At 47.6% G+C, this 24,008-nt stretch carries 30 protein-coding genes and 10 tRNA genes; 8 read left to right on the top strand and 32 right to left on the bottom strand.

Translation table 11 applies throughout. The features are described from left to right. Nucleotides 1-130: 130 nt before the first annotated feature. From KNO75_RS12045 to acpS, 18 genes are all read right to left on the bottom strand, one after another. Nucleotides 131-207 (bottom strand) — tRNA-Pro (locus KNO75_RS12045). A gap of 6 nt (nt 208-213) precedes the next feature. Continuing rightward, nucleotides 214-290 (bottom strand) — tRNA-Arg (locus KNO75_RS12040). 3 nt (nt 291-293) lie between these two features. Beyond that, a tRNA-Leu gene (locus tag KNO75_RS12035) sits at nt 294-381 on the bottom strand. A gap of 17 nt (nt 382-398) precedes the next feature. After that, nucleotides 399-474, bottom strand: a tRNA-Lys gene (locus KNO75_RS12030). 9 nt (nt 475-483) lie between these two features. Further along, nucleotides 484-555: transfer RNA gene (locus KNO75_RS12025), tRNA-Gln, on the bottom strand. A 7-nt stretch (nt 556-562) separates the two neighbouring features. After that, a tRNA-Asp gene (locus tag KNO75_RS12020) sits at nt 563-638 on the bottom strand. Between the two features lie 21 nt (nt 639-659). Then, nucleotides 660-735, bottom strand: a tRNA-Val gene (locus KNO75_RS12015). A 5-nt stretch (nt 736-740) separates the two neighbouring features. Next, nucleotides 741-815, bottom strand: a tRNA-Glu gene (locus tag KNO75_RS12010). A 29-nt stretch (nt 816-844) separates the two neighbouring features. Continuing rightward, a tRNA-Ser gene (locus KNO75_RS12005) sits at nt 845-936 on the bottom strand. Between the two features lie 9 nt (nt 937-945). Then, nucleotides 946-1,020, bottom strand: a tRNA-Asn gene (locus tag KNO75_RS12000). Nucleotides 1,021-1,227: 207 nt separating this feature from the next. Then, nucleotides 1,228-3,354, bottom strand: coding sequence for a Tex family protein (locus KNO75_RS11995; RefSeq protein ID WP_214821780.1), 2,127 nt, complete (start codon nt 3,352-3,354; stop codon nt 1,228-1,230). Nucleotides 3,355-3,423: 69 nt separating this feature from the next. Beyond that, nucleotides 3,424-4,224: an RNA polymerase sigma factor SigB gene (sigB, locus tag KNO75_RS11990; protein WP_015880560.1), complete on the bottom strand. Its 801-nt coding sequence runs from the start codon at nt 4,222-4,224 to the stop codon at nt 3,424-3,426. After that, nucleotides 4,190-4,669 carry an anti-sigma B factor RsbW gene (rsbW, locus tag KNO75_RS11985; RefSeq protein ID WP_214785646.1) on the bottom strand — a complete coding sequence of 160 codons (480 nt, stop codon included), beginning with the start codon at nt 4,667-4,669 and terminating at the stop codon, nt 4,190-4,192. The genes sigB and rsbW overlap by 35 nt, the downstream gene beginning before the upstream one ends. Then, on the bottom strand, nt 4,666-4,992 hold the full coding sequence (locus KNO75_RS11980; RefSeq protein WP_214696023.1) for an STAS domain-containing protein: 327 nt from the start codon (nt 4,990-4,992) through the stop codon (nt 4,666-4,668). The genes rsbW and KNO75_RS11980 overlap by 4 nt, the downstream gene beginning before the upstream one ends. A 142-nt stretch (nt 4,993-5,134) precedes the next feature. Further along, on the bottom strand, nt 5,135-5,485 hold the full coding sequence (locus KNO75_RS11975; protein ID WP_026824472.1) for a type II toxin-antitoxin system PemK/MazF family toxin: 351 nt from the start codon (nt 5,483-5,485) through the stop codon (nt 5,135-5,137). A gap of 5 nt (nt 5,486-5,490) precedes the next feature. Then, nucleotides 5,491-5,769 carry a hypothetical protein gene (locus tag KNO75_RS11970; protein WP_026824473.1) on the bottom strand — a complete coding sequence of 93 codons (279 nt, stop codon included), beginning with the start codon at nt 5,767-5,769 and terminating at the stop codon, nt 5,491-5,493. 129 nt (nt 5,770-5,898) lie between these two features. Continuing rightward, entirely contained in the window at nt 5,899-6,975 is a 1,077-nt protein-coding gene (alr, locus tag KNO75_RS11965) for an alanine racemase (RefSeq protein ID WP_214821784.1), read from the bottom strand. Beyond that, nucleotides 6,962-7,330 (bottom strand): holo-ACP synthase, encoded by a 369-nt coding sequence (gene acpS, locus KNO75_RS11960; protein ID WP_214821785.1) that lies wholly within the window; start codon nt 7,328-7,330, stop codon nt 6,962-6,964. The genes alr and acpS overlap by 14 nt, the downstream gene beginning before the upstream one ends. 63 nt (nt 7,331-7,393) lie before the next feature. Between acpS and KNO75_RS11955 the strand changes: the two genes are divergently transcribed. Then, nucleotides 7,394-8,119, top strand: coding sequence for a rhomboid family intramembrane serine protease (locus KNO75_RS11955; RefSeq protein WP_214821786.1), 726 nt, complete (start codon nt 7,394-7,396; stop codon nt 8,117-8,119). 45 nt (nt 8,120-8,164) lie between these two features. On the opposite strand, the gene KNO75_RS11950 is transcribed toward KNO75_RS11955, so the two are convergent. The 3 genes from KNO75_RS11950 to KNO75_RS11940 are packed head-to-tail and all read right to left on the bottom strand — an operon-like array spanning nt 8,165 to nt 9,266. Further along, a complete protein-coding gene (locus KNO75_RS11950) occupies nt 8,165-8,482 on the bottom strand; it encodes a hypothetical protein (protein ID WP_214790419.1) in 318 nt (105 codons plus the stop codon). A gap of 33 nt (nt 8,483-8,515) precedes the next feature. Further along, entirely contained in the window at nt 8,516-8,998 is a 483-nt protein-coding gene (locus tag KNO75_RS11945; RefSeq protein ID WP_251126177.1) for a type III secretion system chaperone, read from the bottom strand. Continuing rightward, complete coding sequence (locus tag KNO75_RS11940) at nt 8,991-9,266, bottom strand: 4a-hydroxytetrahydrobiopterin dehydratase (RefSeq protein WP_015880543.1); 276 nt, start codon at nt 9,264-9,266, stop codon at nt 8,991-8,993. The genes KNO75_RS11945 and KNO75_RS11940 overlap by 8 nt, the downstream gene beginning before the upstream one ends. A 140-nt stretch (nt 9,267-9,406) precedes the next feature. On the opposite strand from KNO75_RS11940, the gene KNO75_RS11935 reads away from it, so the two are divergent. Both KNO75_RS11935 and KNO75_RS11930 read left to right on the top strand, forming a co-directional pair. Then, nucleotides 9,407-9,940: a cysteine hydrolase family protein gene (locus KNO75_RS11935; protein ID WP_214821788.1), complete on the top strand. Its 534-nt coding sequence runs from the start codon at nt 9,407-9,409 to the stop codon at nt 9,938-9,940. Nucleotides 9,941-9,962: 22 nt separating this feature from the next. After that, nucleotides 9,963-11,408 carry a nicotinate phosphoribosyltransferase gene (locus KNO75_RS11930; protein ID WP_214821789.1) on the top strand — a complete coding sequence of 482 codons (1,446 nt, stop codon included), beginning with the start codon at nt 9,963-9,965 and terminating at the stop codon, nt 11,406-11,408. Between the two features lie 36 nt (nt 11,409-11,444). On the opposite strand, the gene KNO75_RS11925 is transcribed toward KNO75_RS11930, so the two are convergent. Beyond that, nucleotides 11,445-11,747, bottom strand: coding sequence for a 7TM diverse intracellular signaling domain-containing protein (locus KNO75_RS11925; RefSeq protein WP_031424443.1), 303 nt, complete (start codon nt 11,745-11,747; stop codon nt 11,445-11,447). A 112-nt stretch (nt 11,748-11,859) separates the two neighbouring features. Between KNO75_RS11925 and KNO75_RS11920 the strand changes: the two genes are divergently transcribed. Then, on the top strand, nt 11,860-12,333 hold the full coding sequence (locus tag KNO75_RS11920; RefSeq protein WP_214790413.1) for a YwpF-like family protein: 474 nt from the start codon (nt 11,860-11,862) through the stop codon (nt 12,331-12,333). Nucleotides 12,334-12,408: 75 nt separating this feature from the next. Here KNO75_RS11920 and KNO75_RS11915 read toward each other — a convergent pair whose 3' ends face one another. The 3 genes from KNO75_RS11915 to KNO75_RS11905 all read right to left on the bottom strand — a co-directional run bounded on the left by KNO75_RS11915 (nt 12,409) and on the right by KNO75_RS11905 (nt 14,494). After that, on the bottom strand, nt 12,409-12,885 hold the full coding sequence (locus tag KNO75_RS11915; protein ID WP_214790411.1) for a DUF456 domain-containing protein: 477 nt from the start codon (nt 12,883-12,885) through the stop codon (nt 12,409-12,411). 10 nt (nt 12,886-12,895) lie between these two features. After that, entirely contained in the window at nt 12,896-13,495 is a 600-nt protein-coding gene (locus KNO75_RS11910) for a histidine phosphatase family protein (RefSeq protein WP_214790409.1), read from the bottom strand. Between the two features lie 63 nt (nt 13,496-13,558). Further along, nucleotides 13,559-14,494: an alpha/beta hydrolase gene (locus KNO75_RS11905; protein WP_214821794.1), complete on the bottom strand. Its 936-nt coding sequence runs from the start codon at nt 14,492-14,494 to the stop codon at nt 13,559-13,561. Between the two features lie 173 nt (nt 14,495-14,667). Here KNO75_RS11905 and KNO75_RS11900 point away from each other — a divergent pair, with 173 nt between their 5' ends. Continuing rightward, a complete protein-coding gene (locus tag KNO75_RS11900; RefSeq protein WP_214821796.1) occupies nt 14,668-15,672 on the top strand; it encodes a metal ABC transporter solute-binding protein, Zn/Mn family in 1,005 nt (334 codons plus the stop codon). 39 nt (nt 15,673-15,711) lie between these two features. Here KNO75_RS11900 and KNO75_RS11895 read toward each other — a convergent pair whose 3' ends face one another. The 6 genes from KNO75_RS11895 to KNO75_RS11875 form a co-directional block, all read right to left on the bottom strand. Then, entirely contained in the window at nt 15,712-15,945 is a 234-nt protein-coding gene (locus KNO75_RS11895; RefSeq protein ID WP_214821797.1) for a hypothetical protein, read from the bottom strand. Nucleotides 15,946-16,032: 87 nt separating this feature from the next. After that, complete coding sequence (locus tag KNO75_RS15125; RefSeq protein ID WP_285800816.1) at nt 16,033-16,158, bottom strand: hypothetical protein; 126 nt, start codon at nt 16,156-16,158, stop codon at nt 16,033-16,035. 51 nt (nt 16,159-16,209) lie between these two features. Beyond that, nucleotides 16,210-16,665 (bottom strand): hypothetical protein, encoded by a 456-nt coding sequence (locus KNO75_RS11890; protein ID WP_214790401.1) that lies wholly within the window; start codon nt 16,663-16,665, stop codon nt 16,210-16,212. Nucleotides 16,666-16,750: 85 nt separating this feature from the next. After that, complete coding sequence (locus KNO75_RS11885; protein ID WP_214817875.1) at nt 16,751-18,196, bottom strand: alanine/glycine:cation symporter family protein; 1,446 nt, start codon at nt 18,194-18,196, stop codon at nt 16,751-16,753. Between the two features lie 202 nt (nt 18,197-18,398). Continuing rightward, nucleotides 18,399-20,864 carry a CoA-disulfide reductase gene (locus KNO75_RS11880; RefSeq protein WP_214821799.1) on the bottom strand — a complete coding sequence of 822 codons (2,466 nt, stop codon included), beginning with the start codon at nt 20,862-20,864 and terminating at the stop codon, nt 18,399-18,401. Then, the gene (locus KNO75_RS11875; protein WP_251126176.1) at nt 20,861-21,169 is read right to left on the bottom strand and encodes a rhodanese-like domain-containing protein; all 309 of its coding nucleotides are present in this window, start codon (nt 21,167-21,169) and stop codon (nt 20,861-20,863) included. Before KNO75_RS11875 ends, KNO75_RS11880 begins: the two co-directional genes overlap by 4 nt. 275 nt (nt 21,170-21,444) lie before the next feature. Here KNO75_RS11875 and KNO75_RS11870 point away from each other — a divergent pair, with 275 nt between their 5' ends. The 3 genes from KNO75_RS11870 to KNO75_RS11860 all read left to right on the top strand — a co-directional run bounded on the left by KNO75_RS11870 (nt 21,445) and on the right by KNO75_RS11860 (nt 23,248). Further along, nucleotides 21,445-21,711 carry a metal-sensitive transcriptional regulator gene (locus KNO75_RS11870; RefSeq protein WP_015880529.1) on the top strand — a complete coding sequence of 89 codons (267 nt, stop codon included), beginning with the start codon at nt 21,445-21,447 and terminating at the stop codon, nt 21,709-21,711. Between the two features lie 67 nt (nt 21,712-21,778). Further along, complete coding sequence (locus KNO75_RS11865) at nt 21,779-22,210, top strand: type III secretion system chaperone family protein (RefSeq protein WP_015880528.1); 432 nt, start codon at nt 21,779-21,781, stop codon at nt 22,208-22,210. Between the two features lie 90 nt (nt 22,211-22,300). Continuing rightward, the gene (locus KNO75_RS11860) at nt 22,301-23,248 is read left to right on the top strand and encodes a DUF4003 family protein (protein ID WP_214821802.1); all 948 of its coding nucleotides are present in this window, start codon (nt 22,301-22,303) and stop codon (nt 23,246-23,248) included. On the opposite strand, the gene KNO75_RS11855 is transcribed toward KNO75_RS11860, so the two are convergent. Next, nucleotides 23,245-23,967, bottom strand: a complete 723-nt coding sequence (locus tag KNO75_RS11855) for a YwiC-like family protein (protein ID WP_214821804.1) — start codon at nt 23,965-23,967, stop codon at nt 23,245-23,247. The genes KNO75_RS11860 and KNO75_RS11855 overlap by 4 nt on opposite strands. Nucleotides 23,968-24,008 lie beyond the last annotated feature (41 nt).

Genomic DNA, 24,008 nt, shown 5'->3' with positions numbered 1-24,008 from the left:
CGTCCTGAGCCAGGATCAAACTCTCCAAAGAATTTGATATAGCTCTTAAATTGACGAAGCTTGCGCTTCATTCAAAAATTGTAAAACTTTTTTTGCCTCATCGTTCAGTTTTCAAAGACCAAAAATTAAATGGTCGGGAAGACAGGATTCGAACCTGCGACCCCTTGGTCCCAAACCAAGTGCTCTACCAAGCTGAGCTACTTCCCGTAATAATGGTGCACCCTGAGAGATTCGAACTCCCGGCCTTTAGATTCGTAGTCTAACGCTCTATCCAGCTGAGCTAAGGGTGCATATGGTGCGGTCGAGAGGACTTGAACCTCCACGGTGTTAACCACCACTAGGCCCTCAACCTAGCGCGTCTACCGATTCCGCCACGACCGCAGCGTATAAAATTAAAATGGTGAGTCATGCAGGGCTCGAACCTGCGACCCTCTGATTAAAAGTCAGATGCTCTACCAACTGAGCTAATGACTCAAATAAAAGCTGGGCTGGAAGGGATCGAACCTTCGCATGTCGGAATCAAAATCCGATGCCTTACCACTTGGCTACAGCCCAACGTAAATGGCGGTCTTGACGGGATTCGAACCCGCGATCTCCTGCGTGACAGGCAGGCATGTTAACCCCTACACCACAAGACCAGATTACGTTTTTATTTGAAATGGTGGAGGATGACGGGATCGAACCGCCGACCCCCTGCTTGTAAGGCAGGTGCTCTCCCAGCTGAGCTAATCCTCCATATATGGTGACCCGTACGGGATTCGAACCCGTGTTACCGCCGTGAAAGGGCGGTGTCTTAACCGCTTGACCAACGGGCCAGTATATGTGTCTTCTAAGTAATTTTAAGTGGCGGAGACGGAGGGATTCGAACCCTCGCACCGGTTTCCCAGCCTACTCCCTTAGCAGGGGAGCCCCTTATAGCCTCTTGGGTACGTCTCCAAAATAAAATGGCTCCGCAAGTAGGATTTGAACCTACGACCTACCGGTTAACAGCCGGTTGCTCTACCACTGAGCTATTGCGGAACGTTGCTTGAAATTATCGAAGTAACGATTTATATTGTAACCGCAAACCAGAAACCTGTCAATCACTTTCTTAGAAAAACTTTCAATTCGCATGCCGTCTCTCGGCGACTTCTATAAGATATCACGGTACAAAAAGACCGTCAACACTTTTTCTAAAAAAAATCAGGTAAAATGAAAAACATTTTACCTGATTCGAGTTTCTTCTTATTAACTGTTCGGCGCAAGCATTGTCAAACTAATTCGTCCCCGGTTCACATCCACCTGTTCGATCCATACCGTAACGATATCACCGACCGCCACGACATCTAGCGGGTGCTTCACATAACGATTTGATAATTTGGAAATGTGAACAAGTCCGTCCTGTTTCACACCAATATCCACGAACGCACCAAAATCAATGACGTTCCGAACGGTGCCTTGGAATTCCATTCCGACTTGAAGGTCTTCAAGACTCATGACATCCGTACGCAGTAATGGCTTTTGAATGTCTTCTCGTGGATCTCGCCCCGGCTTCGCTAACGATTTTAAGATATCCTCAACCGTCGGCAGTCCTGCCTCTAATCGCTCACTCAATGTATGTGCATCAACTTGTTGTAGTCGTTCACGCAATGCAGCCGTCCCAACTTCCGCTTTCGAAGATCCGATTTCTTTCAAAATCGATAATGCGAGCGGGTAACTCTCTGGGTGAATCTCCGTCTGGTCGAGAACATCCTTCCCATTCATGATTCGCAAGAACCCTGCCGCTTGTTCGAACGCCTTCGCTCCAAGACGCGGAACTTTCTTAATTTCCTTCCTTGTTTCAAAGCGTCCATTCTCTTCTCGATATGCCACAATATTTTTTGCGGTCGTTTTATTGAGTCCCGACACGTAAGTCAATAAAGACTCCGAGGCACGGTTCACGTCGATTCCGACCATGTTAACCACGCTCTCGACGACGAATTCTAAAGATGCCTTCAGTTTATTTTGGCTCACGTCATGTTGATACTGTCCGACACCGACTGATTGTGGATCGACTTTAACAAGTTCCGCCATCGCATCTTGGATTCGACGTGCAATCGAGACCGCTGACCGTTCCTCGACTTTTAAATCCGGAAATTCACTTCGTGCGACTTCCGATGCGGAATAGACACTCGCTCCCGCTTCGTTCACAATTGCATAGGCAATCTCACGTTCCGCTTTCTTCAACCAATCCGCAACGAATTGTTCGGTTTCCCGTGATGCAGTTCCGTTTCCGACTACAATGACGGAGATTGGATATTTTTTCGCAAGTCTCGTCAATACTTTTTCAGCGCCGGCGATATCGTGTTTCGGAGCTGTCGGATAGAAGACACCGACCTCTTCGACTTTCCCGATTTCATTCACCACCGCCCATTTACACCCTGTCCGATAAGCCGGGTCAATCCCTAAGACGACTACCTCACGAAGAGGCGGTTGCATGTAGAGTTGCTTTAAGTTTTTTGAGAAGACATCGATTGCTTGTTCTTCCGCCTTTTCTGTTAACTCACCACGAATCTCTCGTTCAATTGCTGGGAAGACCGATTTTTTATAAGCTTCTGTCACAGCCGCTTCGACAACTTCACGCTTTCCTTTCGAAAGTCGTTCATATGTACGAATGGCTTGATCCATGAAGCGTGTCTCGTCAAAAATGACTTTCACTTGAAGGACATCAGTGCGCTCCCCACGGTTCAAGGCGAGTACACGGTGTGGGACAATCCCCGCAATTTTCTCTTCATATTCATAATACTGCGCAAAGATCTCTTTTTCGTCTTCCGCTTGTTTTTTCTTCTTCGAACGCAACAATCCTTCTTTGCGAACACGGTCACGAAGCATCTGTCTTAATTTTGCTTCTTCCCCCCATTCTTCCCCGATGATGGCATGTACGAGCGGAAGAGCTTCTTCTAGCGCTACACCCTTCGAGAGCTCTTCAACCACATCTGTTGAGTATGGAGACTTGTCTCGGAACCAGTCCGCAAGTGGCTGCAACCCTTTCTCACGTCCTTGTTCCGCTTTCGTCCGCCGTTTCGGACGATATGGTAAGTAGATATCTTCCACTTGCTGAAGGGTTGCCGCTGCCTCTAACGCCTTCGTTAGTTCAGGTGTATTCTTTTCCAGCTCTTCTAACTTAGCAAGAACATCCGTTTTCCGTTTTTGCAGACTTTCTTCATATTGAAGGGCGTCCAAGATTGCTTTGATTTCGACTTCATCCAGGTTCCCCGTCATTTCTTTCCGGTAACGGGCCATGAACGGAATCGTCGCCCCTTCAGATGCGAGCTGTTGAACCGTCTCTACTTGGTTCACTTTCAAGTTTAACGCCTTAGCCACTTTCGTAATCACTTGAATCACTTCCTTTTATGATCTCTTCCAAAGTGTAGCAAACATTCAAACAAAAAAGCGATGACTCGATTAGTCATCGCTTGAGAATACTTCATTGAGTGGGACTTTGATGGCTTCACGCAGTTTTTCGAGTGCTCGCCGTTGCAAACGGGAGACATGCATCTGCGAGATCCCAAGAAGTTCTCCAGTCTCTTTTTGACTCATATTCTTATAGTAGGCGCATTCTAAGATGGCGCGTTCCCGTTCATTTAGGACATTGAACGCTTTCTCTAGAATGAGACGTTGGTCGACCGATTCATATCCACGCTCTTGGCTACCGACCAAGTCGAGTAACGTGACCGTACTGCCTTCGTTATCCGCTTCGATTGAACTATCGACCGATAGCGCTTGATAACTCTTGCCCATCTCAAGCGTTTCGAGAATTTCTTCGTCTGATACGCCAAGATGATCGGCAATCTCATCGATTCGCGGAGAACGTTGCAATTCAGTCGTCAACTCTTCGACCGTCTTCTTAATTTTCGGTCCGAGCTCTTTAATCCGACGTGGAACATGGACACTCCATGTTTTATCGCGGATGAATCGCTTGATTTCACCGATGATGGTTGGGACGGCAAACGATTCGAAGCTACGACCGAATTCTGGGTCAAATCGACGAAGTGCCGCCAATAACCCAATCATCCCAACTTGCACGAGATCATCGTGAATCGCTCGTCCACGCGAAAACTTACGGGCGAGTGCTTCAACGAGGTCCGAATAGCGATTGATGAGTAGCATTTGCACTTCTTCATTTTGATCGTCTTGTTGGTAGCGTTCAATCCACTCTAGTACCTCGTCATCACTGTGATGGCGTTGTTGAGATTTTGCTGGCACTCTGATCCACCTCGTCCCTGTTAAGGAGTTTTGTCATCGTCACTTTGACACCGTTGTCTTTATTGATCGAGACATCGTCCATTAACGCTTCGATAAGGAAGAGACCAAGTCCTCCTTCGTGGAGCGATTCAATTTCTGTCGTCTCTTCGACCGGAGCCGCTTGACGCTTCACATCATCTGCGAACGTCTTGCCTGAATCTTCAATCGTGATTTCAAGACGATCTGCATATACGCCACAAGCGAGTTTGACCTCTCCATCTTGATGCTCTTCATATGCATGCTGGACTGCGTTGCCGCATGCTTCCGAGACCGCGATTTTAATATCTTCGATCTCGTCGTACGTATATCCCATACGGTTAGCGATTCCTGAAACGACTAATCGAACCACACCGACATATTCGGGTTTGGCCGGGAACGTCATGACCGTCTGTTCAACATTGTTCATTGCGTGCCACCTCTTACGTTCGAATTAATTGAAAGAAGTTTGTGAAGACCCGTCAATTCGAATAGACGATTGACTCGCTCCGTAACTCCGACAAGTGACAACTCTTTTTCGTTGCGCGTGGCAATTTTCAACGCCCCGACGAACACACCGAGACCTGTCGAGTCCATATACTCCACTTCGTCTAAATGAACGACCACATCTTGCTCACTGATGGCCGGATGCAATACTTCTTTCAATTTTGGTGCAGTATATGTATCCACTTCTCCGGATACGTAAAGGTGTAATTGTTCTCCAATGACTTGCTCACGAATCGATAAATCCATCGTCTATTCCCTCCTAAATGTCCGTACAGATAAATTGAGTACGATTTACTTTAATTCCCCACTATAAAAATCTTAAACCACTTTTTTAAAAAATGTTTAAAAAAAGACCGATACCTATGTACCAGTCTTGATCTATGTAAGGCTAGAGAGGGATCAATCCCATACTAATCTCTAGCGCTCGGTCAACTTTATGCATCGTCTCATCATCAAGATGAGTGACTTTATCCGTCAGACGACGCTTATCAATCGTTCGAATCTGCTCAAGTAAAATCACAGAGTCTCTCTCGAGTCCATGCTTCTCTTGATATACTTCCACATGAGTCGGCAGTTTTGCTTTTTGAATCTGAGCTGTAATCGCAGCGACAATGACGGTCGGGCTAAAGCGATTGCCGATGTCGTTCTGTACGATGAGAACGGGTCGAACGCCACCTTGCTCTGAGCCGACTACGGGCGACAGATTCGCATAAAATACGTCACCACGCTTTACGATCACTCTGCTCACACCCCACTTACTTGACGTAAGAGAGCGTGTTCGGCTTCGGCTTCAATCGTTAGCATCTCTTCTGCCATATTCAAGTTAAACGCGGCCATCTCTTGATAGCCTTTCGCCAATTCTTCACGCAGTGTTTGTTGTCGATCAGCAATTTCTTTAGACAAGTATGTCACTACATCGTTCAAGGACAGTGTTTCACGGTCTTTCATCGAAATCGGACCCCCTTGTTGCGAGAACCGATCTGGGACGGACGCTAGCGCACCCGCAGTTCGCTGCTTCAACATCTTACACCTCCAGAATCGTTTCATGGACTGGCGGAAAATCTCCCGCGTTCTTTATCAATATAACACGCGGGAATGGGAAAATATAGAGAAATCGAGAAAGAATTCAGATAATTTCACACGATTTGTGATTCACACATAGTGACGCGGTAATCGACTCGTAAACTGGCAGACGATCTCATAGTTGATCGTCCCAAGATAGGAGGCGAGTTCATCAATGGCGACGTTTCCACCGACAAGTGTCACATCCATACCGACCGGAAACTCTTTTGGAAGTCGGATCATGAAGCGATCCATGCAGACACGTCCCACAATCGGACAACGAACACCATTTACTTCAACTTCAAATCCGCTCGCCTTCCGTAACCAGCCGTCCGCATATCCGACTGGGACGGTACCAATCCATTCATCGGTCGATGTCGTATAGGTCGCTCCGTAACTGATCGTTTGACCTGCCTCGAGACGCTTCACCTGCATCAGCTGGCTCTTCAACGTAAAGGCAGGGCGGAGGAACGAATAGAACGTTTCCATCTCATGTGACGGATATAACCCGTAAATTGCAATCCCGACACGGACCAGATTATAAGGAACATCTTGTCCTGCCATTCGGATGGCCCCTGCTGAATTGGATGTATGAATATAGCGGAACCGCTCATGTAACCCATCCATCAAGTGTTCGAAACGTTCTTGTTGTGTGTAGTACAAGTCGCTCTCAAGTTCATCCGCTGTCGCAAAATGGGTGTAGATGCCTTCAATGACAAATGAATCGTTCGCTTCTTCAAGCAACGCATCAAGCTGCTCTCGCGTACGAAGACCAAGACGTCCCATTCCTGTGTCGACTTTAATATGAACCGTCAACGGTTTTTCTTCTATATAAGCAGCAGCTTCTTTTAACCATTCGGCAGAAAAAACGGACAACGTGACGTCTCGTTCTGCTGCAATCCCTGCATATTGGGGAAATTGCGCCTCCATGACTAAAATCGGTGCCTCGATCCCTGCATCCCGAAGTTCGATTGCTTCTTCTAATAAAGCGACCCCAAGCATTGTCGCCCCGTTCTGAAGGGCGATATTCGCTACTTCAACAGCCCCATGACCATAGGCATTCGCTTTGACGACCGCCATGATGTCTTGCGGGATACGTTGTGTTAACTCTTGTATGTTATGGGCGATGGCCGCCCGATCAATCTCGATTCGACTAGGACGAAACATGTTGCCCCTCCTCTTCTAAGATGACTTGTGCGACGGCGTATGCACTGCTATGACTAATGCTGACATGAATCCGACCCGAAAAAGGCGCGGTCATGACAGGACGTCCCGTCTCATCCGGTAAAATTTCAATGTGACGCCATGATAAACCGTGTGCGATTCCAGTCCCAATCGCCTTGGCGTAAGCCTCTTTTGCGGCGAAACGTCCCGAAACAAACTCGATTTGACGCGGAAGTGGGTATTTTTGAACCATCTCATATTCAGCATCGGTGAGCAGACGCATTAAAAACCGTGGTTGTTTCATCGAGCGAGCCATCCGATCAAGCTCGACAATATCGACTCCAATTCCTACAATCACAGGACACTCGCTCCTTTCCTTTTTCCATCGTTTCCCTATACAATTGAGGAAAGAGGTGATGTTATGTTTAGTCGTACGGAAAATGTACAAACGTTTGTACGGGCATATCCACTCGTAACGCTGTTCATTGTAATCCAACTCCTTGTGTTTGTCATCGATTCTTTCGCTCCTGGCTTACGAATCGTGGCGACAGGCGGGTCATTCCATTTGGCACTCGCCGATGGACAATGGTATCGCTTGGTGACGGCCAACTTTATTCATTTGAGTCTTGGTCATCTATTGTTTAACTCGTTTGCACTGATCATCTTCGGACCTGCGATGGAACGTATGGTCGGGCATGTGAAATTTGCCCTGTTTTATGTTTTCGCCGGAGCACTTGCCAACTTGTTCACCTATTTCACCGTCAGCAACTTGTTTTATTTACAAGCCGGTGCATCAGGAGCCATCTTGGCCATTCTCGGATTCTACGTGTTCATCGGTCGTTTCCGTCGCACGTTAATGCTTAGCCAAGATGCCCGCTTGGTTTACATTTTCGTCGCCATCAGTGCCGCCTTCACATTGATTGGTTCGAATGTTTCGCTTTGGGGACATGTGTATGGCTTTTTGGCAGGATTCTTACTTGCCATTCCACTCTCGCGATTCACAGTTCCGTATACGCGCCCGATGCGCTATGGGAAGTATAAGCAACGTTCGTATGCACCCCCGATTGTTCATTCCGGAGACGGAAAATGGTTCTTCTACATCATCATCGGACTGGCAGTTTTCGGTTTATTGGCACAGTTCCTATAAGTAGGGAAACAAAAAACGGCCAAGCGAATCCGCTTGGTCGTTTGATTAGATTTGATTTTTATGACGAGCCTCTTGGAGCGCGTCGACTAAGTCTTTCACGTCTTCAACGAGGTTTTGAATCGTATCTTGGTTTTCTTCGTAAAGCGACTTCCATTCCATGACACGGTCTTTCAAGTTCCCTTTCGATGACGCTTGAAGACCAACCGCGTGTGCTTCTGTCGATGCGTTCGATGACTTCAACTTCGACTTCATGCCTTTCAGTTGTCTCACTTGTTGATCGCGTGTTTCGCTATGGAGAAGTGATGCCGCTGCGCCGATTACTGCACCCGCAGCCATCCCCAACCAGAAATAATTCTTGTTCATAAAAATCCTCCCCTAACATGACGTTATCTTTTATTATAGATTATCTGACTCAGTGACGACATAGTGTTTTATGACAGGACCTGCACCTCGTTGTTCGACTGCCCGTTTCAGGCGGTCTTCAAGTACCGCATAGTCCGCTGTATCTCGGAAGTGTTTCCCACCAGACGTGAATTGAATAAACAAGACCGCATGATTGTCGTCTGGGTCGACACCTAGTCGGTAAGCCGAAAATCCATCATGCCCGACACCAAGCGGTGCCTTTTCCGTCAACAACTGGTGAAACAGAAGGGAACGGGCATTTTCATCCGTCGGCACGTTCGCATATAAGACGTTTCCTTTTTTTACGAATTCACCGGATGCCTCTTCGATTTCAAACACCTTGCCACTTTTAAACGGAGATTTCTCGCCTTCTGCGAGTAGAATCGTTTCGTGACCATTCGCAGCGATCACACCCGGCTCTTTCCGGAGGCGCTCCGCCACACTACCTGACGCAAACGTCATATATAGTTTAGACAAGTTCCTCACACCCTTTCGCAAGTGTGATGTCTTTCTCCGTAATGCCCCCTTCATCATGGGTCGATACGGTCAATGTCACATTTCGATATTCAATCAAGATGTTCGGGTGATGATCAAGCGATTCAGCCAAATCCGCCACCAGATGGACGAACTGGATGGCTTCAGGGAACGTCTCGAGCCGATACGTCTTTTGAATTTCCCCGTTCACTTCTTCCCAACCGTTTAACCGTGATAGTTCATCTGTCAATTCACTTTGTGATAAAACCATCGTCACAATCCCCTTTCCCTATACAGTCTACTGTCTTAATCTACCCAAACCGCAGAAAAATAATCTTCCGCGCATGATGTATAATGATTTAGAATGAGGTGGATAGCCATCATTTTGATTACGAGAGAGGAGCATCTCCTATGCGCGCATTGATTGTTATTGATTATACATTTGATTTTATCGCAGACACCGGTCGTTTGACTTGTGGGAAACCTGGGCAAGAGATTGAAGAGCGGATTGTCGAATTGATCGAAACGTTTTCGACTGAGGATTATGTCGTCATCGCGAACGATGTCCATGATGCAGGAGACACGTTCCATCCTGAGACGACATTATTCCCGCCTCACAACATTCGTGGGACGGAAGGTCGTGAATTGTATGGCACCGTGAAAGAAGCATCTAAAACGGCGGACCATTGGATCGACAAAACACGATATAGTGCGTTTGCCGGGACTGACCTTGACCTTCGTCTTCGGGAACGTGGGATTACAGAAGTTCATCTCGTCGGTGTCTGTACGGACATTTGTGTGCTCCATACAGCCATAGATGCCTACAACCTCGGTTATCAAATCGTCGTCCACGCCGATGCCGTCCAAAGCTTCAATCCGGTCGGTCACGAATGGGCGCTCGAACATTTCGTCACGACTCTCGGTGCGACCGTCGTCGGAAAGTGACGTAAAACAGAAAGGAAAACATATGTTACATCGCAATTTAGCACTTCACACAGACCTTTACCTCCCACGTTGGATGTATATCTACTGGAAACAAGGTCGTCATAATGAAAAGGTCGTCTTTGACCTTTACTACCGTTCGAATCCCTTCAGCGGTGGCTATGTCGTCTTCGCCGGACTTGAAAACATCGTCCACTATCTGGAGAACGTTTCGTTCACAGAAGAAGACATCAAGTATTTAAAAGCGCAACTCGGTTTCGAAGATGAATTTGAAGATGTGTTACGAAACTTTAAGTTCACTGGTTCACTATATAGTGTCCGTGAAGGAGAAGTCATCTTCCCGCACGAACAAGTCGTTCGGATTGAATCGACCATCTTTGAAGCAAAACTGTTCCAGACAGCGCTACTCAACATCGCGAACCACGAATCACTCATCGCCACGAAGTATGCCCGCATTCGTCAGGCTGCTCCGAACGAGACACTCCTTGAAGGGGGAGCTCGTCGCGCACAAGGTGTCGATGCCGCCTATTACGGGACACGCGCTGCTTATATCGCTGGTTTCGATGTGACGAGCCTCGTTTCTGCAGGACGCGATTTCGACGTGCCGACAGGAGGAACGATGGAACATGCGGACATTCAGTTCCATGATGATGAATTGAGCGCATTCCGTTCGTTCGCCGAGATGTACCCAGATAACACGAGTCTTCTAATCGATACGTACGACACACTGAAATCCGGTCTTCCAAACGCGATTACGGTTGCGAAAGAGCTCGAAGCAAAAGGACACCGCCTCAAGTCTGTCCGACTCGACTCTGGTGACCTCGCCTATCTGTCAAAACGCGCTCGCAAAGCGTTGAATGAGGCAGGTCTTGACTACGTCAAAATCGTTGTCTCTGGTGATTTGGACGAGTACGTCATTCAAGACTTACGCATGCAAGGGGCAGAAGCCGATACGTTCCTCGTCGGGACACGTGGAATCACGGCTTACGAGCAACCGGCACTCGGAATGGTGTATAAACTCGTCGCTCGTGAGGATGAATCCGGGGAATTAAAACCGGTCATCAAAGTCTCTTCTTCTAAAGTGAAAACGACAACTCCTCATAAAAAAGAGTTGTACCGCATCATCGACAAAGAAACGAAAAAGTTCAAAGGCGACTATATCGCCCTTGCCGACGAACCGGTCGAATCGTATACCGAAATCGACTTGATCGACGTTCGCGATCCTGCCTTCAAAATCAAGACGCGCAACTTCAACGTCAAACGCTTGTTACAACCGATTTTCCTTGACGGAAAACGGGTTTACGACCTTCCAAGCACGACCGAGATCCGAGCATACCATCACGAACAGATGAACGGACTCTGGGAAGAGTATAAACGCCTCCGTTTGCCAGAAGTGTACTCCGTGACATTCAGTAAACCGCTGTGGGATTTAAAACTCGATATGATTCGCAAAACGCGAGTACCAAAATAAAAAACGGTTGTGGGACATGCGCCCACAACCGTTTGCTTATACCATCGTCATCTCGCCTGCTTGGCTTTGATCTTCTTTTCTCCGAAAGTAAAGCGCCATCGACAAAGAGAGCAATATCAAGACAAAATAGACGGTTCGTTGCCAAAACGTCGCTTCGGTGTCCCCTTGGAACAGTGCAATGATATAATCGCTCCCACTGACTAAAAATAGTCCGGCAAGCAAAAGAAAGATTCGATAGCCGGCCCGACTCCGCTCCCGTTTCACTTTGAAGAAAAGGACACCATAGTAGACGATCGCGAGAATCGTCACATACCCGATTACGCCAACAACCCAACTCATCTTGATGCCTCCCTCACTCTCTATTTTCTATTTCTTCCCCGTTATCTTAACACATTCTATTCGTCAGACTATGTTAAGATGGTCTAAAGAAAACGCGGAAAGGAACGATCCTATGAAAACGTTTCGCCTCGTCCAAGTCCGTCTCGTTCAAGACGAGTACGGCAATGAACTGAACTTACCAATCGATTTGCTCGATGGGTTGATCATCTCGAAAGAGCACGATTCAGAATGGTTGCTCGAGATGCTCGTCCCGACCGAATCGGCCGTCACGCTTCACCATTACTTAAACAAACGAATCCTCATTCTCGCTGAAGCTGTCATCACGTCCCCGACGAACGCGCCTGCCGCACTCGCCTTGACGTTCACGAGTGAACGAGCCTTGAGCGATCATCATACGTTCGTCGCCGAAGGACTCATGTTGAATCCAAAACAAGATGCGACAAAACAAGTGCTCGACTCGCTTATTCAAGAAGGAGTTGCCACGTCGAATTTGAAGCCAGCCTTCTTCGAGAAGAAAGTGGAGATCCAGCAATCGTTCAGCCGCTCCGCCTTCAATCAATTAGTCAAAACCGGGTCATTCGAGTAATCGAATGACCTTGTTTTTTCTTTCCCCAAAACCATTCCCCCTTCAAACAAAAAAGACGGAGAAAGATACTCCGCCTCACACATAGATCAAGAACAAGATGACCATCATCGTCATCCCGATTACTTTCAACAGCGTGCTGCCGAGAAATGCGAGGACTGTTCCGACCCCGATACTCCACGCTTCACGCGTTGACTTCCCGAGTGTCAACTCCGCTAGAAATGCGAAGACGAATGGGAAAATGAGGACACCGACGAGCGGGAAGATAAATGGCCCGGCAATCAAACCAATCGTCGCACCCCATTTCGCCCGTTCTGAACCACCTCGTTTATCCACTGTGGCTCTGGTGACAACATAGTCCACCACAAACAAGAAGATGAGGAAGACGGATTGCCATACCCAGAACGTCCACGTCAACGGCTCAAATGAAAAACCGAATCCGTAAATCATGTACCCGATGAACAAGAACAGGACGCTTGGGATGACCGGATAAATCAGTCCGGCAAAAGCGACTACAAATGATGCAATGATGAATACCCATAGCAAGGTCGTCATGACATTCTCCTCATTTCATGATGGCCGGATCGGTGATATGGTCAGCAACATTAATCGCCTTCACCTCAAAACGGCCATGTTGATGGATAATATAGTTCGAACAGGCGTTTCGCATCGCATGACGGAACGTATACGTATCATCAATCGCCGAGAGCGCCGCTTTAATCGCATGTGAATGACAAACGACAATGATGCGCTTTCCTGGATGCATAGTGACTAAATGTTCCATTCCTTCTAAAACACGAGCGCGCATCTCATCCTCTGACTCAAGACCGGGCACGCGATGCTCGTCATCTGCCTGCACCGCCTCATAAATACCTTTCACAGGTTGTCCGGACGCTGCTCCAAACTCGCGTTCAATAAATCGCTCGTCCAATTGAATTGCATCATGCTCGATTCCACACGCTGTCGCAATTGCCTGTGCTGTATGGACCGCACGCGTTAATGGACTAGAGATGATGAGATCCCACTGTTCTTGACCCAAAAAAGCTGCACTCTCTTCCGCCTGTTGACGTCCGAGTGCATTCAACGGATTGTCTTCACGCCCTTGAATAATTTCTAAACGATTCCAATCGGTTTGACCGTGTCTGACTAAACATAACTCTGTCACTACTTCCACTCCTTACTCTTTCAATCATCCCCCATCGTACCATCTTCCCTAAAAATCGCAACTTCAGACAAAGCATTCGTCAATAAAACGGTTGATGCGCGCCATCAGTTGCTCTTCTTTGATCGGGTTGTCTGATTGAAGGAAACTCGCAAGCGAATGTGTCCCATTCGGAAATGAGATGAGCTGAACGTTCGCGCCAACATCACTCGCATGTTCAACGAAGTGAAGCGCTTGGCCGAACGGCACAATCGGGTCTTTCTTTCCGTGTAACAATAGAATCGGAGGGGCATCGGCATATAGATGGGAGACTGGTGAGCATTTCACCATCAGTTCACGCCACTCCTCACGGCTTCCTTCATAAAATTTCAGATGAGCCAGCCATGTTTGAATAAATTTGAACAGTAAAAAGTTCGTCGGTGGGTACAAGGCGATGACCCCTTTGATGATTGGAAGGTCATCCCCGAGTTCGCCTACAAATTGTTTATGGCGATCGAGCGCAGTCGCGAGCATCAAAGCCGCTCCAGCAGAATCGCCCCATACGAGTAACTGACTTGTATCAAGCGTCAGCAATGATTCATGCTGCTTTAAATAGCTAAGTGCATCCGAGACATCGATAATATTATCAGGGAAATATACCCCGTCCTCAAACAAGCGATAATCGATACTGACAACGGCAATCCCTTTCCCCAAAAAGTGATCGAGTAACGGATGGAACAGTGTGACCATACCGCGGCTCCCTCTGACAAATGCTCCCCCATGTGCATAGACCGCGACTGGGAACGGCCCCTCTCCTGGTGGGAGATATAAATCAAATTGGAGCGGACGATCATTGACAATCTTATACGTGTACGTGTGGCGCCGGCGTGTTGTCGGTCGAATCGGCAATTCAGGCTCTTGCCATCTGACAAGTGACCCGTACTGATTCCACACGCTAGCCCCGGCTGCCGTTGCCGCGGCTAACGCCGCACCCCCGACAAACCAGGCAGTCTCCTTTCTCATACAATCCACTCCTCGTTCCTTTTTTTAATCATATTCCCGCTTTTTTCAAAAATCTATCCATCAGAAGTCGGACTTGACGTGCTCCGAAGGTCACACTATAATATTACTCGCAGTCACAAAACGTAACAGTTACGATTTAATATTCAGATAACTTGGAAGGTGGACGATGGAAGATGAAGAAGACTTGGCTAGGTGCTGTCGCGTCCGGCACGCTTTTACTTGGGGCTTGCGGCAACACCGAGGGAGATAACGCAACAGAATCGACAGATGATCAACTGACCGTCTACGCTTCAACTTTTGCCTTGAAGTCAATGGCGGAGGAAATCGGTGGTGACCGTGTCAACGTGGAAATGGTCATTCCACCCGGAGCAGACCCGCACACATACGAGCCCACTTCGAAGCAAATGACTCAAATTGCAGAAGCAGATCTCTTTTTGACAATCGGTCATGACCTCGAACCTTACGTGGAATCGATGGAGAAGAGCTTAGAAGGACAGAACGTCGCTTTCGTCAAAACAGCTGAGGACGTGACGTTACTCGATGCCGCTGATACGGTCCATGTCCATGAAGAGGATGGTCATTCCGAGGATGAACATGCTCACGAAGAAGAAGGACATTCTGAAGACGAGCAAGCTCATGAAGAAGATGGTCATGACCACGGACAATACGATCCACACGTCTGGCTCGACCCGATGAATGCTGTATCGATGGCAGAAGCGGTAGAAGCAGCTTTCAGTGAAGAAGCACCGGACTATAAAGACGAGTTCGCTGAGCGGTTGAGTGCATTTAAAGATGAGGCGAACGCCCTCGACGCGGAATTAAAATCAGCAGTTGAGAATGGTTCGAAGTCAGAGTTGCTCGTCACACACGCAGCATATGGCTATTTGGCTGAACGATATGGTTTCGAGCAATTGCCGATTGCCGGACTCACACCTTCTGAAGAGCCGTCACAACAAGCCCTGAAACGAATCATTGAAGAGGCTCGTCTCCACGACTTGAACTATATCGCTTTTGAAGATACAGTCACACCGAAAGTGGCCGAGGTCGTGAAACAAGAAATCGGCGCAGAAAGCGTGACAATCTACAACTTAGAATCTGTCACAAAAGAACAGATGGACAAGAGCTATTTCGACTTGATGCGCGAAAATGTCAAGGCACTCGAGACAGCTTTGAAATAATTAAAATCCCGAAACGAACTGATTCGTTTCGGGATTTTTTTATACCTCAATCCCACGGTCCAGCGTCTTCATCGTCACGATAAGAAGGAGCAGTAGTGATACGATCACACCCATCATCCATACATCTCCATTCATGAAAGATGACCATCCCCACTTGCCCGTGCTCAGTCCGAACCACACTTGACTGAAACCGACTCCAGTCAGTCCGAATAGACCAAAACGAAACCATGTCATCTGCGGAACGAGCCGTTTGCCGACGAAGTAACTATTCAATAATAAAAGCCCAACGTAAGTAATTAACAGGACATTCCACGCTGTCTCAAAGAAGGGTACGACCGCACCTCCCGTCACCCCGTATCCCTATGTCGCCAAGAATACGATGAATGAGATGAGCGTGATGCGATAGAGTGATACATTCTTCGTTTGATACGCAAGAAACGGATTAATCAGAATGCCGATCCAGATGAGTGTGCCGAGCACGTCCATGAATGAATCCCCTTTATACCATTTTTTTACAGTATATCATATGGATTCAACTTATTCATAATAAATTAAGACAAGCTCTTCTTGAGACGCGGCCGTCTCACAAAACTGTTGCAATCTTGTCCAGTCTTCCCAAATCGTCTCGAACTCATCTCTCGGTACGAGCGCCATATCTTTCACATCGTCCCGTCCGAACGCGTGCAGTGTGTCTTTGACGATATGAAGCAACTGCGGGGTCAAAATCCCGACCACGACCGCCTGCGCTTCATTCACGATTAACTCCTCGCCAACGAGTGCCATTTCCATATTGTACGTATCAGCCCCATCGATATACACTTCGATTTGACTGAGTACGCGTTGAAACGATTCGACATTCGGGAGCGTTAACGTGTCGTCCCGGTCACGGTATTGCTCATGCATATGAATCAACCAGTCTAAGATCATCTCCGGATCTTGTTCGAACGATACCCATACTTCTGGGGAAACACGTACATAGTGCGTCGTCTCCATACATGAACGCCCCCTTTTTTATGACATTACCCGTCTTATAAACATTAAAAAACCGCCTACGAAAATTCGTAGACGGTTCGATTCATTAAGAACGACCTGTTCCTGTTTGCTGTTCTTCTGTTTCGCTCTCCCAAGCCTCGATATATTCGCGGCCAGGAAGATTTTCGACCGAATCGACATAGAAGACCGGGTCTTCTCCTTCGCGGCGCTGGGCCAAGTAGTCATCAAGGACGGCTCGAGCCACTTTCGCCAAACGGAAGATCGCATACAAGTTGACGAGCGCCATGAGCCCCATGAACACGTCAGCAATCGACCAGACGAGGCCTGCAGAGCGGACCGCTCCGAACAACACCATCCCGACGACACCGATACGATAGAGCGTAACGTAGATTTTTTTATCCGAGATGAACTGAATGTTCGTCTCGCCGTAGTAGTAGTTTCCAAGAATCGAACTGAAAGCGAATAAGAAGATTGCAATCGTTAAGAACGATGTTGCTACTGAACCGACTTCCGCTGTCAACGCAGCTTGTGTCAATTCGACACCAGCGAACGATTCTGAACCCGCTACACCTGAGATCAAGATGATCATCGCTGTCGACGTACATACGAGTAATGTATCGACAAATACACTGAACGATTGGATCAACCCTTGTTTGACAGGGTGTGACACTTCCGCTGTCGCAGCGGCGTTCGGCGCAGAACCCATCCCTGCTTCGTTCGAGAAGAGACCGCGACGGATCCCTTGGAGCACCATCGCACCAATCGCACCGCCGAAGAGTTGCTCAATTCCAAGAACTCCTTCTGAGAAGATGAGGCTGAAGACGTCTGGTAAGAGGGATACGTTTGTCACCATAATCCAAATCGCGAGTAAAATGTAGCCACCCGCCATGACTGGAACGATAATACTCGACAAGAGCGCGATGGATTGAATACCACCGAATACGACAACTGCCGTAATGATTGCGAGGACAATCCCCACGACTGTCGTGCTGATGCCGAACTGGTTACTCACAGAAAGTGAAATCGTGTTCGACTGAACAGAGTTGAACGCGAATCCGAATGAGAACGTGATTAAAATCGCGAACAAGATACCGAGCCAACGCTGACCGAGCGCACGCTCCATATAGTAAGCCGGACCTCCGCGCCATGTGCGTCCGTCACGGATTTTATACACTTGTGCCAATGTACTCTCGACAAATGCAGAAGCCGCTCCAATTAAGGCGATGAGCCACATCCAAAAGACTGCCCCTGGGCCACCTAGCGCAATCGCTGTCGCCACACCGGCAATGTTTCCTGTTCCGACACGTGCCGCCGTCCCGATTGCGAACGCTTGGAACGAAGACACTTGGCCTTTTTCACGCGCTGTGCCTTCTTTGAATAAAAGGCGGAACATTTCAGGAATCATGCGGAACTGAACGAAGCCCATACGGACTGTGAAATAAATACCTAATGCGACAAGAACAACGATGAGCACTTGCGACCATAACAAATCGTTCGCCTGTGAAACAAGATTCTCTACAAATTTCTCCATACTAATCCTCCATCATTCTAAAAATCTCAACAGAAAAAGTCATGTCAACTTTTTTAACATGACTAGAATTATAGGTAAATTATACGAAAATTGCAATATTAATTCGTTTTTTTGAATAGGCGGGGCATTCATTCGATTCAACCTTACAAACAAAAAATGGATCGGAATTGCTCAGCGCAACCCGATCCATCGCCTAGTCTATTTAGATAAAGAGGTTTAAGTTACCGCCCTCTGCTGCGCCGAGATACGCCGCAACACCACCAAGGTCGACACCTTCAATCAACTCTTCTTCTTTGATACCCATGACATCCATCGACATCGTGCAGGCTACCATCTTCACGCCTGCCTCTTGAGCTGACTTGATCATTTCTTCAACAGAAGGAACGTTCTTGTCACTCATGACTTTCTTCATCATTTTCTGGCCGACACCACCGAAGTTCATGTTCGAGAGTGGAAGTTCGCCAGCATGCCCTGGCATCATCATGCCAAACATTTTCTCAAGACCTTGTTTCTTCACTTCAGGTGCGTCCGGCTTGCGGATGACATTGAGTCCCCAGAATGTGAAGAACATCGTTACTTCTTTCCCCATCGCTGCAGCGCCTTGCGCAATGATGAGAGATGCGAGCGCACGGTCGAGATCACCACTGAAGACGACCATTGACGCGCCGTCTCCTGCTGGAGCGCCTGCTTGTGGTGCAGCTGGTCCTTGTCCTTTTTGAAGGATGGCTTCGACTCGTCCATTGACGAATTGTTTCGAGACAAGTTTGTTACCTGTCTTCTTCGCCCATGCTTCGATATCGGCAAAGAACCCTGGGTCACTTGCGAGGACACGGAGTGTTTCGCCTTCTCCGAGTTCTGCGACTTTTTTATTCACTTCTAAAATAGGTCCCGGGCATTGTAGACCACATGTGTCTAACACGACCGCTTCACCGATTGGTGCGTTCGTCATTTGTGTTGGCTCCTCCTCTACAACGGTAGCCGCTGTTTCATTTGATGTGTTCGCTTCTTCAAGCGCCTCGAAATCACGATTGATTTGTGACCATGTTTTGTAGCCACCGCTCAAGTTTTTCACCTTGAAGCCGTTTTGACGCAAGATGCGTGATGCGAGATATCCACGAAGACCGACTTGGCACGTCACATAAATCGTTTCGCTTCGGTCATAGTTGTCTAAGTTTTCACGTAATGAGTTAAGTGGGACATTGATGGATCCTGGAATCTTCCCAAGTTCATGTTCTGATTCGTCACGGACGTCAAGTAGCGTCGCCCCATTTTTCACGAGCTCATCGATTTCATCCCAATGCACGACTTCATTATCACCGAGTACGACGTTAGAGGCGACGTATCCAATCATGTTGACCGGATCTTTCGCCGAACTGAACGGTGGTGCGTAACTGAGTTCGAGGTCAGGAAGATCAAGGACCGTCAAACCGCCTTTCATCGCTGTCGCAATGACGTCGATTCGCTTGTCGACACCGTTGATACCGACACCTTGTGCACCGTAAATCTCACCAGTTGTCGGGTGGAATAAGAGTTTGAGCGATACTGGCGTCGATCCGGGATAGTATCCGGCGTGCGAACCTGGATGCACGTGAACGGCTTCATACGTCTTACCGGCTGCTTTTAAGCGTTTCTCGTTCCAACCAGTCGATGCGACCGTCATATCAAACACTTTCGCGATTCCTGTTCCCATCGTTCCGTTATATTTCACGTCACGGCCGTTAATGATATCGGCAACGAGACGACCTTGACGGTTCGCCGGCCATGCGAGTGGGACGACGGTTGGTTCTTGGAAGACGTAATCGAGCACTTCGACCGCATCTCCAATCGCGTAAATCGACGGGTCAGATGTCATCATTTTTTCATTTACACGAATCGCACCGCGCGTACCTGTTTCAAGGCCTGCTTCACGGGCAATCGTTGACTCCGGCGTAACCCCGATCGACATGATGACCATGTCTGTATCGATGACACGACCGCTCGTCAAATGAACTTTCTTCCCTTTTTCAGAGAATGAAGAAACACCATCAGACAATTGAAGCTCAACACCATGAAGACGTAAATGTTCATGGATCGGTGCGACCATCTCACGGTCGAGCGGTGTCATGACTTGGTCTGCCATTTCGACGAGGGTGACGTCAACGCCACGCTCACGTAGGTTTTCTGCCATCTCAATCCCGATGAAGCCCCCACCGATTACAGTCGCGTGTTTTGGTGCTTTGTCATCGACGTAGCCACGGATTTTATCTGTATCTGGAATGTTGCGAAGTGTGAAGATGTCTTCTGCTTCGTCGATTCCAGGGATGTTTGGACGAATCGGTTTCGCTCCCGGTGAAAGGATGAGGACATCATACGACTCATCGTACGTCTTACCTGTTTGGACGTGCTTCACCGTCACCGTTTTCTCATCACGGTTGATATTAACGACTTCCGTCAAATTACGGATATCGAGTTGGAAACGTTTGTTCATTCCTTCGACCGTTTGGACGAGCAATTTTTGACGGTCTTGGATGACGTCCCCGATGTAGTATGGAAGACCACAGTTTGCGAATGAAATATATTCCCCACGGTCGAACATGACGATTTGATTTTCTTCATTCAAACGACGGAGTCGTGCAGCTGCAGATGCACCACCTGCTACCCCACCGACGATTACGATTTTTTTACTCATTGTCCATTTCCTCCTCTGACGACTTCTCCTGGCCAACTCATCAAGCCATCTTCTATATTGACCACTTTATAGCCTTTTGCCTCCATTTGCCAAGTTGCTTGCGTGCTGCGTGCACCCGAGCGGCAAAGGACGACATATTCTTCAGCAGGATCGAGTGTATCGATCCACTCTGTCATTTCTGATAATGGATAGTTTTTAGCACCTTCGATATGCGCTTCTTGAAACTCGTCGCGTTCACGAACGTCGACAATGTTTACAGGCACTTCAAAGTCCATTTGACGTTTTAAAGCAGATGCTTTCATCATTAATCTACCTCTCTATTTTCGATTCAATCTATACCATTCGGCTTGGTAGCTGGCGCTCAATAAAGTTTGTGATTTATTGAACATTTCGCTTCCACGTCATTAATATACCCCCTTAGGTATTCAAATGCAAGAAATAAGTTTGACGAAATGTAGAATTTTTCATCCCGCCTTTATAAAGTAGTTGATGCTCGACACATACTCCCCCATGTATTAAGATGAGCCTACACAAGAAATAGTTGGGTAACTGAACAATTTTTCCTATAGAGGTGAATGATATGGAACCGTATGTATACGATGCGAAAGTATTGAATCGCATGAAACGAGTGGAAGGACAAATTCGCGCCATCATCCGCATGATGGAAGAAGGCAAGGAGTGTCGTGATGTGGTGACGCAATTAAGTGCCGCACGTTCTGCACTCGACCGCGCCTCGACGATTATCGTGGCCAAGAACTTAGAGCAATGCATCATCACAGCGCAAGCAGATGGCGAAGATACGTCCGAAACGGTCGAAGAAGCCATTAAAATGTTGATGAAACGCTAGTTCCCCTTGCTTTCCCCGTCCAAATGGGGGAAAGTTAGAGTAACGACTTACTAAGGGGGATTTCCTTGTGAACTTCGAAGAAAAAGTAGAATCATTTAGAGCGCTCGCCGCTGAACGCAACATGACGTTCAAAGAGAGCGACACTGAAACGCACGTCACGTTTTTGACGCGTGAAACAACAAAATCCGGGGCTCAGCCCGTTATGATTATCGCTTTTAACAAAAAGACGACAGACGCTGAGTTGTATGCTGCGACCGTAACGCACGTCCCAGACTATGTAGAAGACTTACCGATTCTAAATGCCTTGAACGAGTTCAACCAGGAGTTCAAATACTTCCGTTGCGTACTCGACAGCGATCGTGATGTCACACTCGCATCTACACTCGACCTAGACCTCGGTTTCTCGCCAGAGATCATCTTGCAACATTCATTCATGATGTTCCAAGCGGCTGACGAAGTGAACGAGTACATGCAAAAGCTCTACACACAAGTACAATAATCAAAAGCCGTCCGGAAATTGTTCCGGGCGGCTTTTTTTGAAACATCTTCTTATTGTAGCTCGTATGGTTGACCAAGGAGGCGATTCGATATGACACGTTATGATCGATATGTAGAGGCGTTAGACGCCATTAAAGAGGCGACGAAATGGGAACTGACAGATGACTTCCGACGCTTGATGGCCATTCATTATGCGATTCACGACACCCCGTTCGAGGCATCCCGCTTTTCAAATGCACGCGATACATTGAAACAAAAAACGAAGATGTTCTCAAAGTTTCGAGGAAGTCAAAACCTCGTCTGGCTCTCGTTTCTTGATGCCAAGTATGAGGACATCGGAACTGCAATCGACGAGGCGCTCCGTCTCGATACGTTACTCGACCGCAAACACTTCCGTTTCAGTTCGTTGCGGCCCTTTTTAGCAAATCAACTGATTAATGTAGAGGATCCTGAGCGCCGACTCGATGAGGCGACTGATTTATATCAAACGTTCAAACAACATCATCCCTGGTTGACGAGCGAGGAGGACTTGTTATCGTCGCTCGTTCTCGTTCAAGCGTTTGATGATGTCATCGATTTGAACGAGCGTATCGAGCAGCATTATACGTTATTGAAAGACCGACTACCGAAGTCAAACGAACTACAGCTCGTCTCGCATCTTCTGACGTTCAGCGACTCTTCCGCAGAAGAAGCGATGTCCCGACTACTCGCTTGGAAATCACATTTAGATGAAATACAAATATCCATTCGTCGTGAACACTTGCCTGCGCTCGCCTTGCTGAGCATTGTCGCGGAACCGCATGCGGATGTCATACATGCCATTCAAGAAATTGTGAATGCCGAAAAAGAGAAACAACGCTGGTTTAATACGCATAGCGTACTTGTCGCGCTTCAACTCGTAGCTGCCGATCACATCACTGGAGAGGCAAATGACTTATTGTTGCACGGGACGTTTGCCCATTTGCTGGCGATGCAACAAGCAATGACTGCCGCTACAACTGCCGCCGTTATCGCCAGTACCTCGTCGTCTACGAACTAAATCAGAAGATATGTTGTAAGACATGTCAGTACAAATACAGAGTTCGCGATTTCCAAGATCCCAATCTTCATGATTGGGATCTTTTTGCCATAAAACCAAACAGCGCGTATCAGGCTTGGTGCATAAGCCAATGCGAGAAGAGGATAACCGAGTACAATGAATACGCTGATTAGTAATATGTGATATCCCCACGAAAGGTTCCGATACTCGATGCTCTTCTTTTCCCGAATCATCGTCTTGACGAAAAAGATGCTTCCGAGGAAATAAAGATATGGCAAAACGAATACCCATATAATCGTTTCATCAAAGATGTGTGCCCCGTGGTAATAACTCGCCATTCCTCCGATACAGAATGACGTGACTGCACTCACATCGTTCCACACGTTCCGCTCATCTTTGATGTTGGCAAAATAGGCGTTCACGAGACCGAATGGAATCATCGCGAACGCGAACCCGATGAGATGCCATTGTACCCATAAGACTGGGATGATGGCTAAGATCGCAATCATCAAATAAATCACCACTGTGCGTAATAGCTCACGCGATTTCTTACGTTGTTTGATGTATTGGAACAAGAAGAACGTCCCCATATAAACAAATAGCCATGCGATGGCAAAAGGCACATGTGTCCACGTCCATCCTCCGACCGTTCCTCCAAGAACGAACGGCAAAATGAGCATCGACCATGCCCCATGTTGTGTTGGAATCATCCATTTCATCACCTATCACTCCTTCATCCACTAGTGTAATGGATGGTGAT

It is taken from the genome of Exiguobacterium sp. s35 (genome assembly GCF_018617535.1).
GTDB classification, from domain to species: domain Bacteria; phylum Bacillota; class Bacilli; order Exiguobacteriales; family Exiguobacteriaceae; genus Exiguobacterium; species Exiguobacterium aestuarii.
Note: the sequence above shows the minus strand (reverse complement) of the source record. Positions and strands in the feature narration are given on the sequence as shown.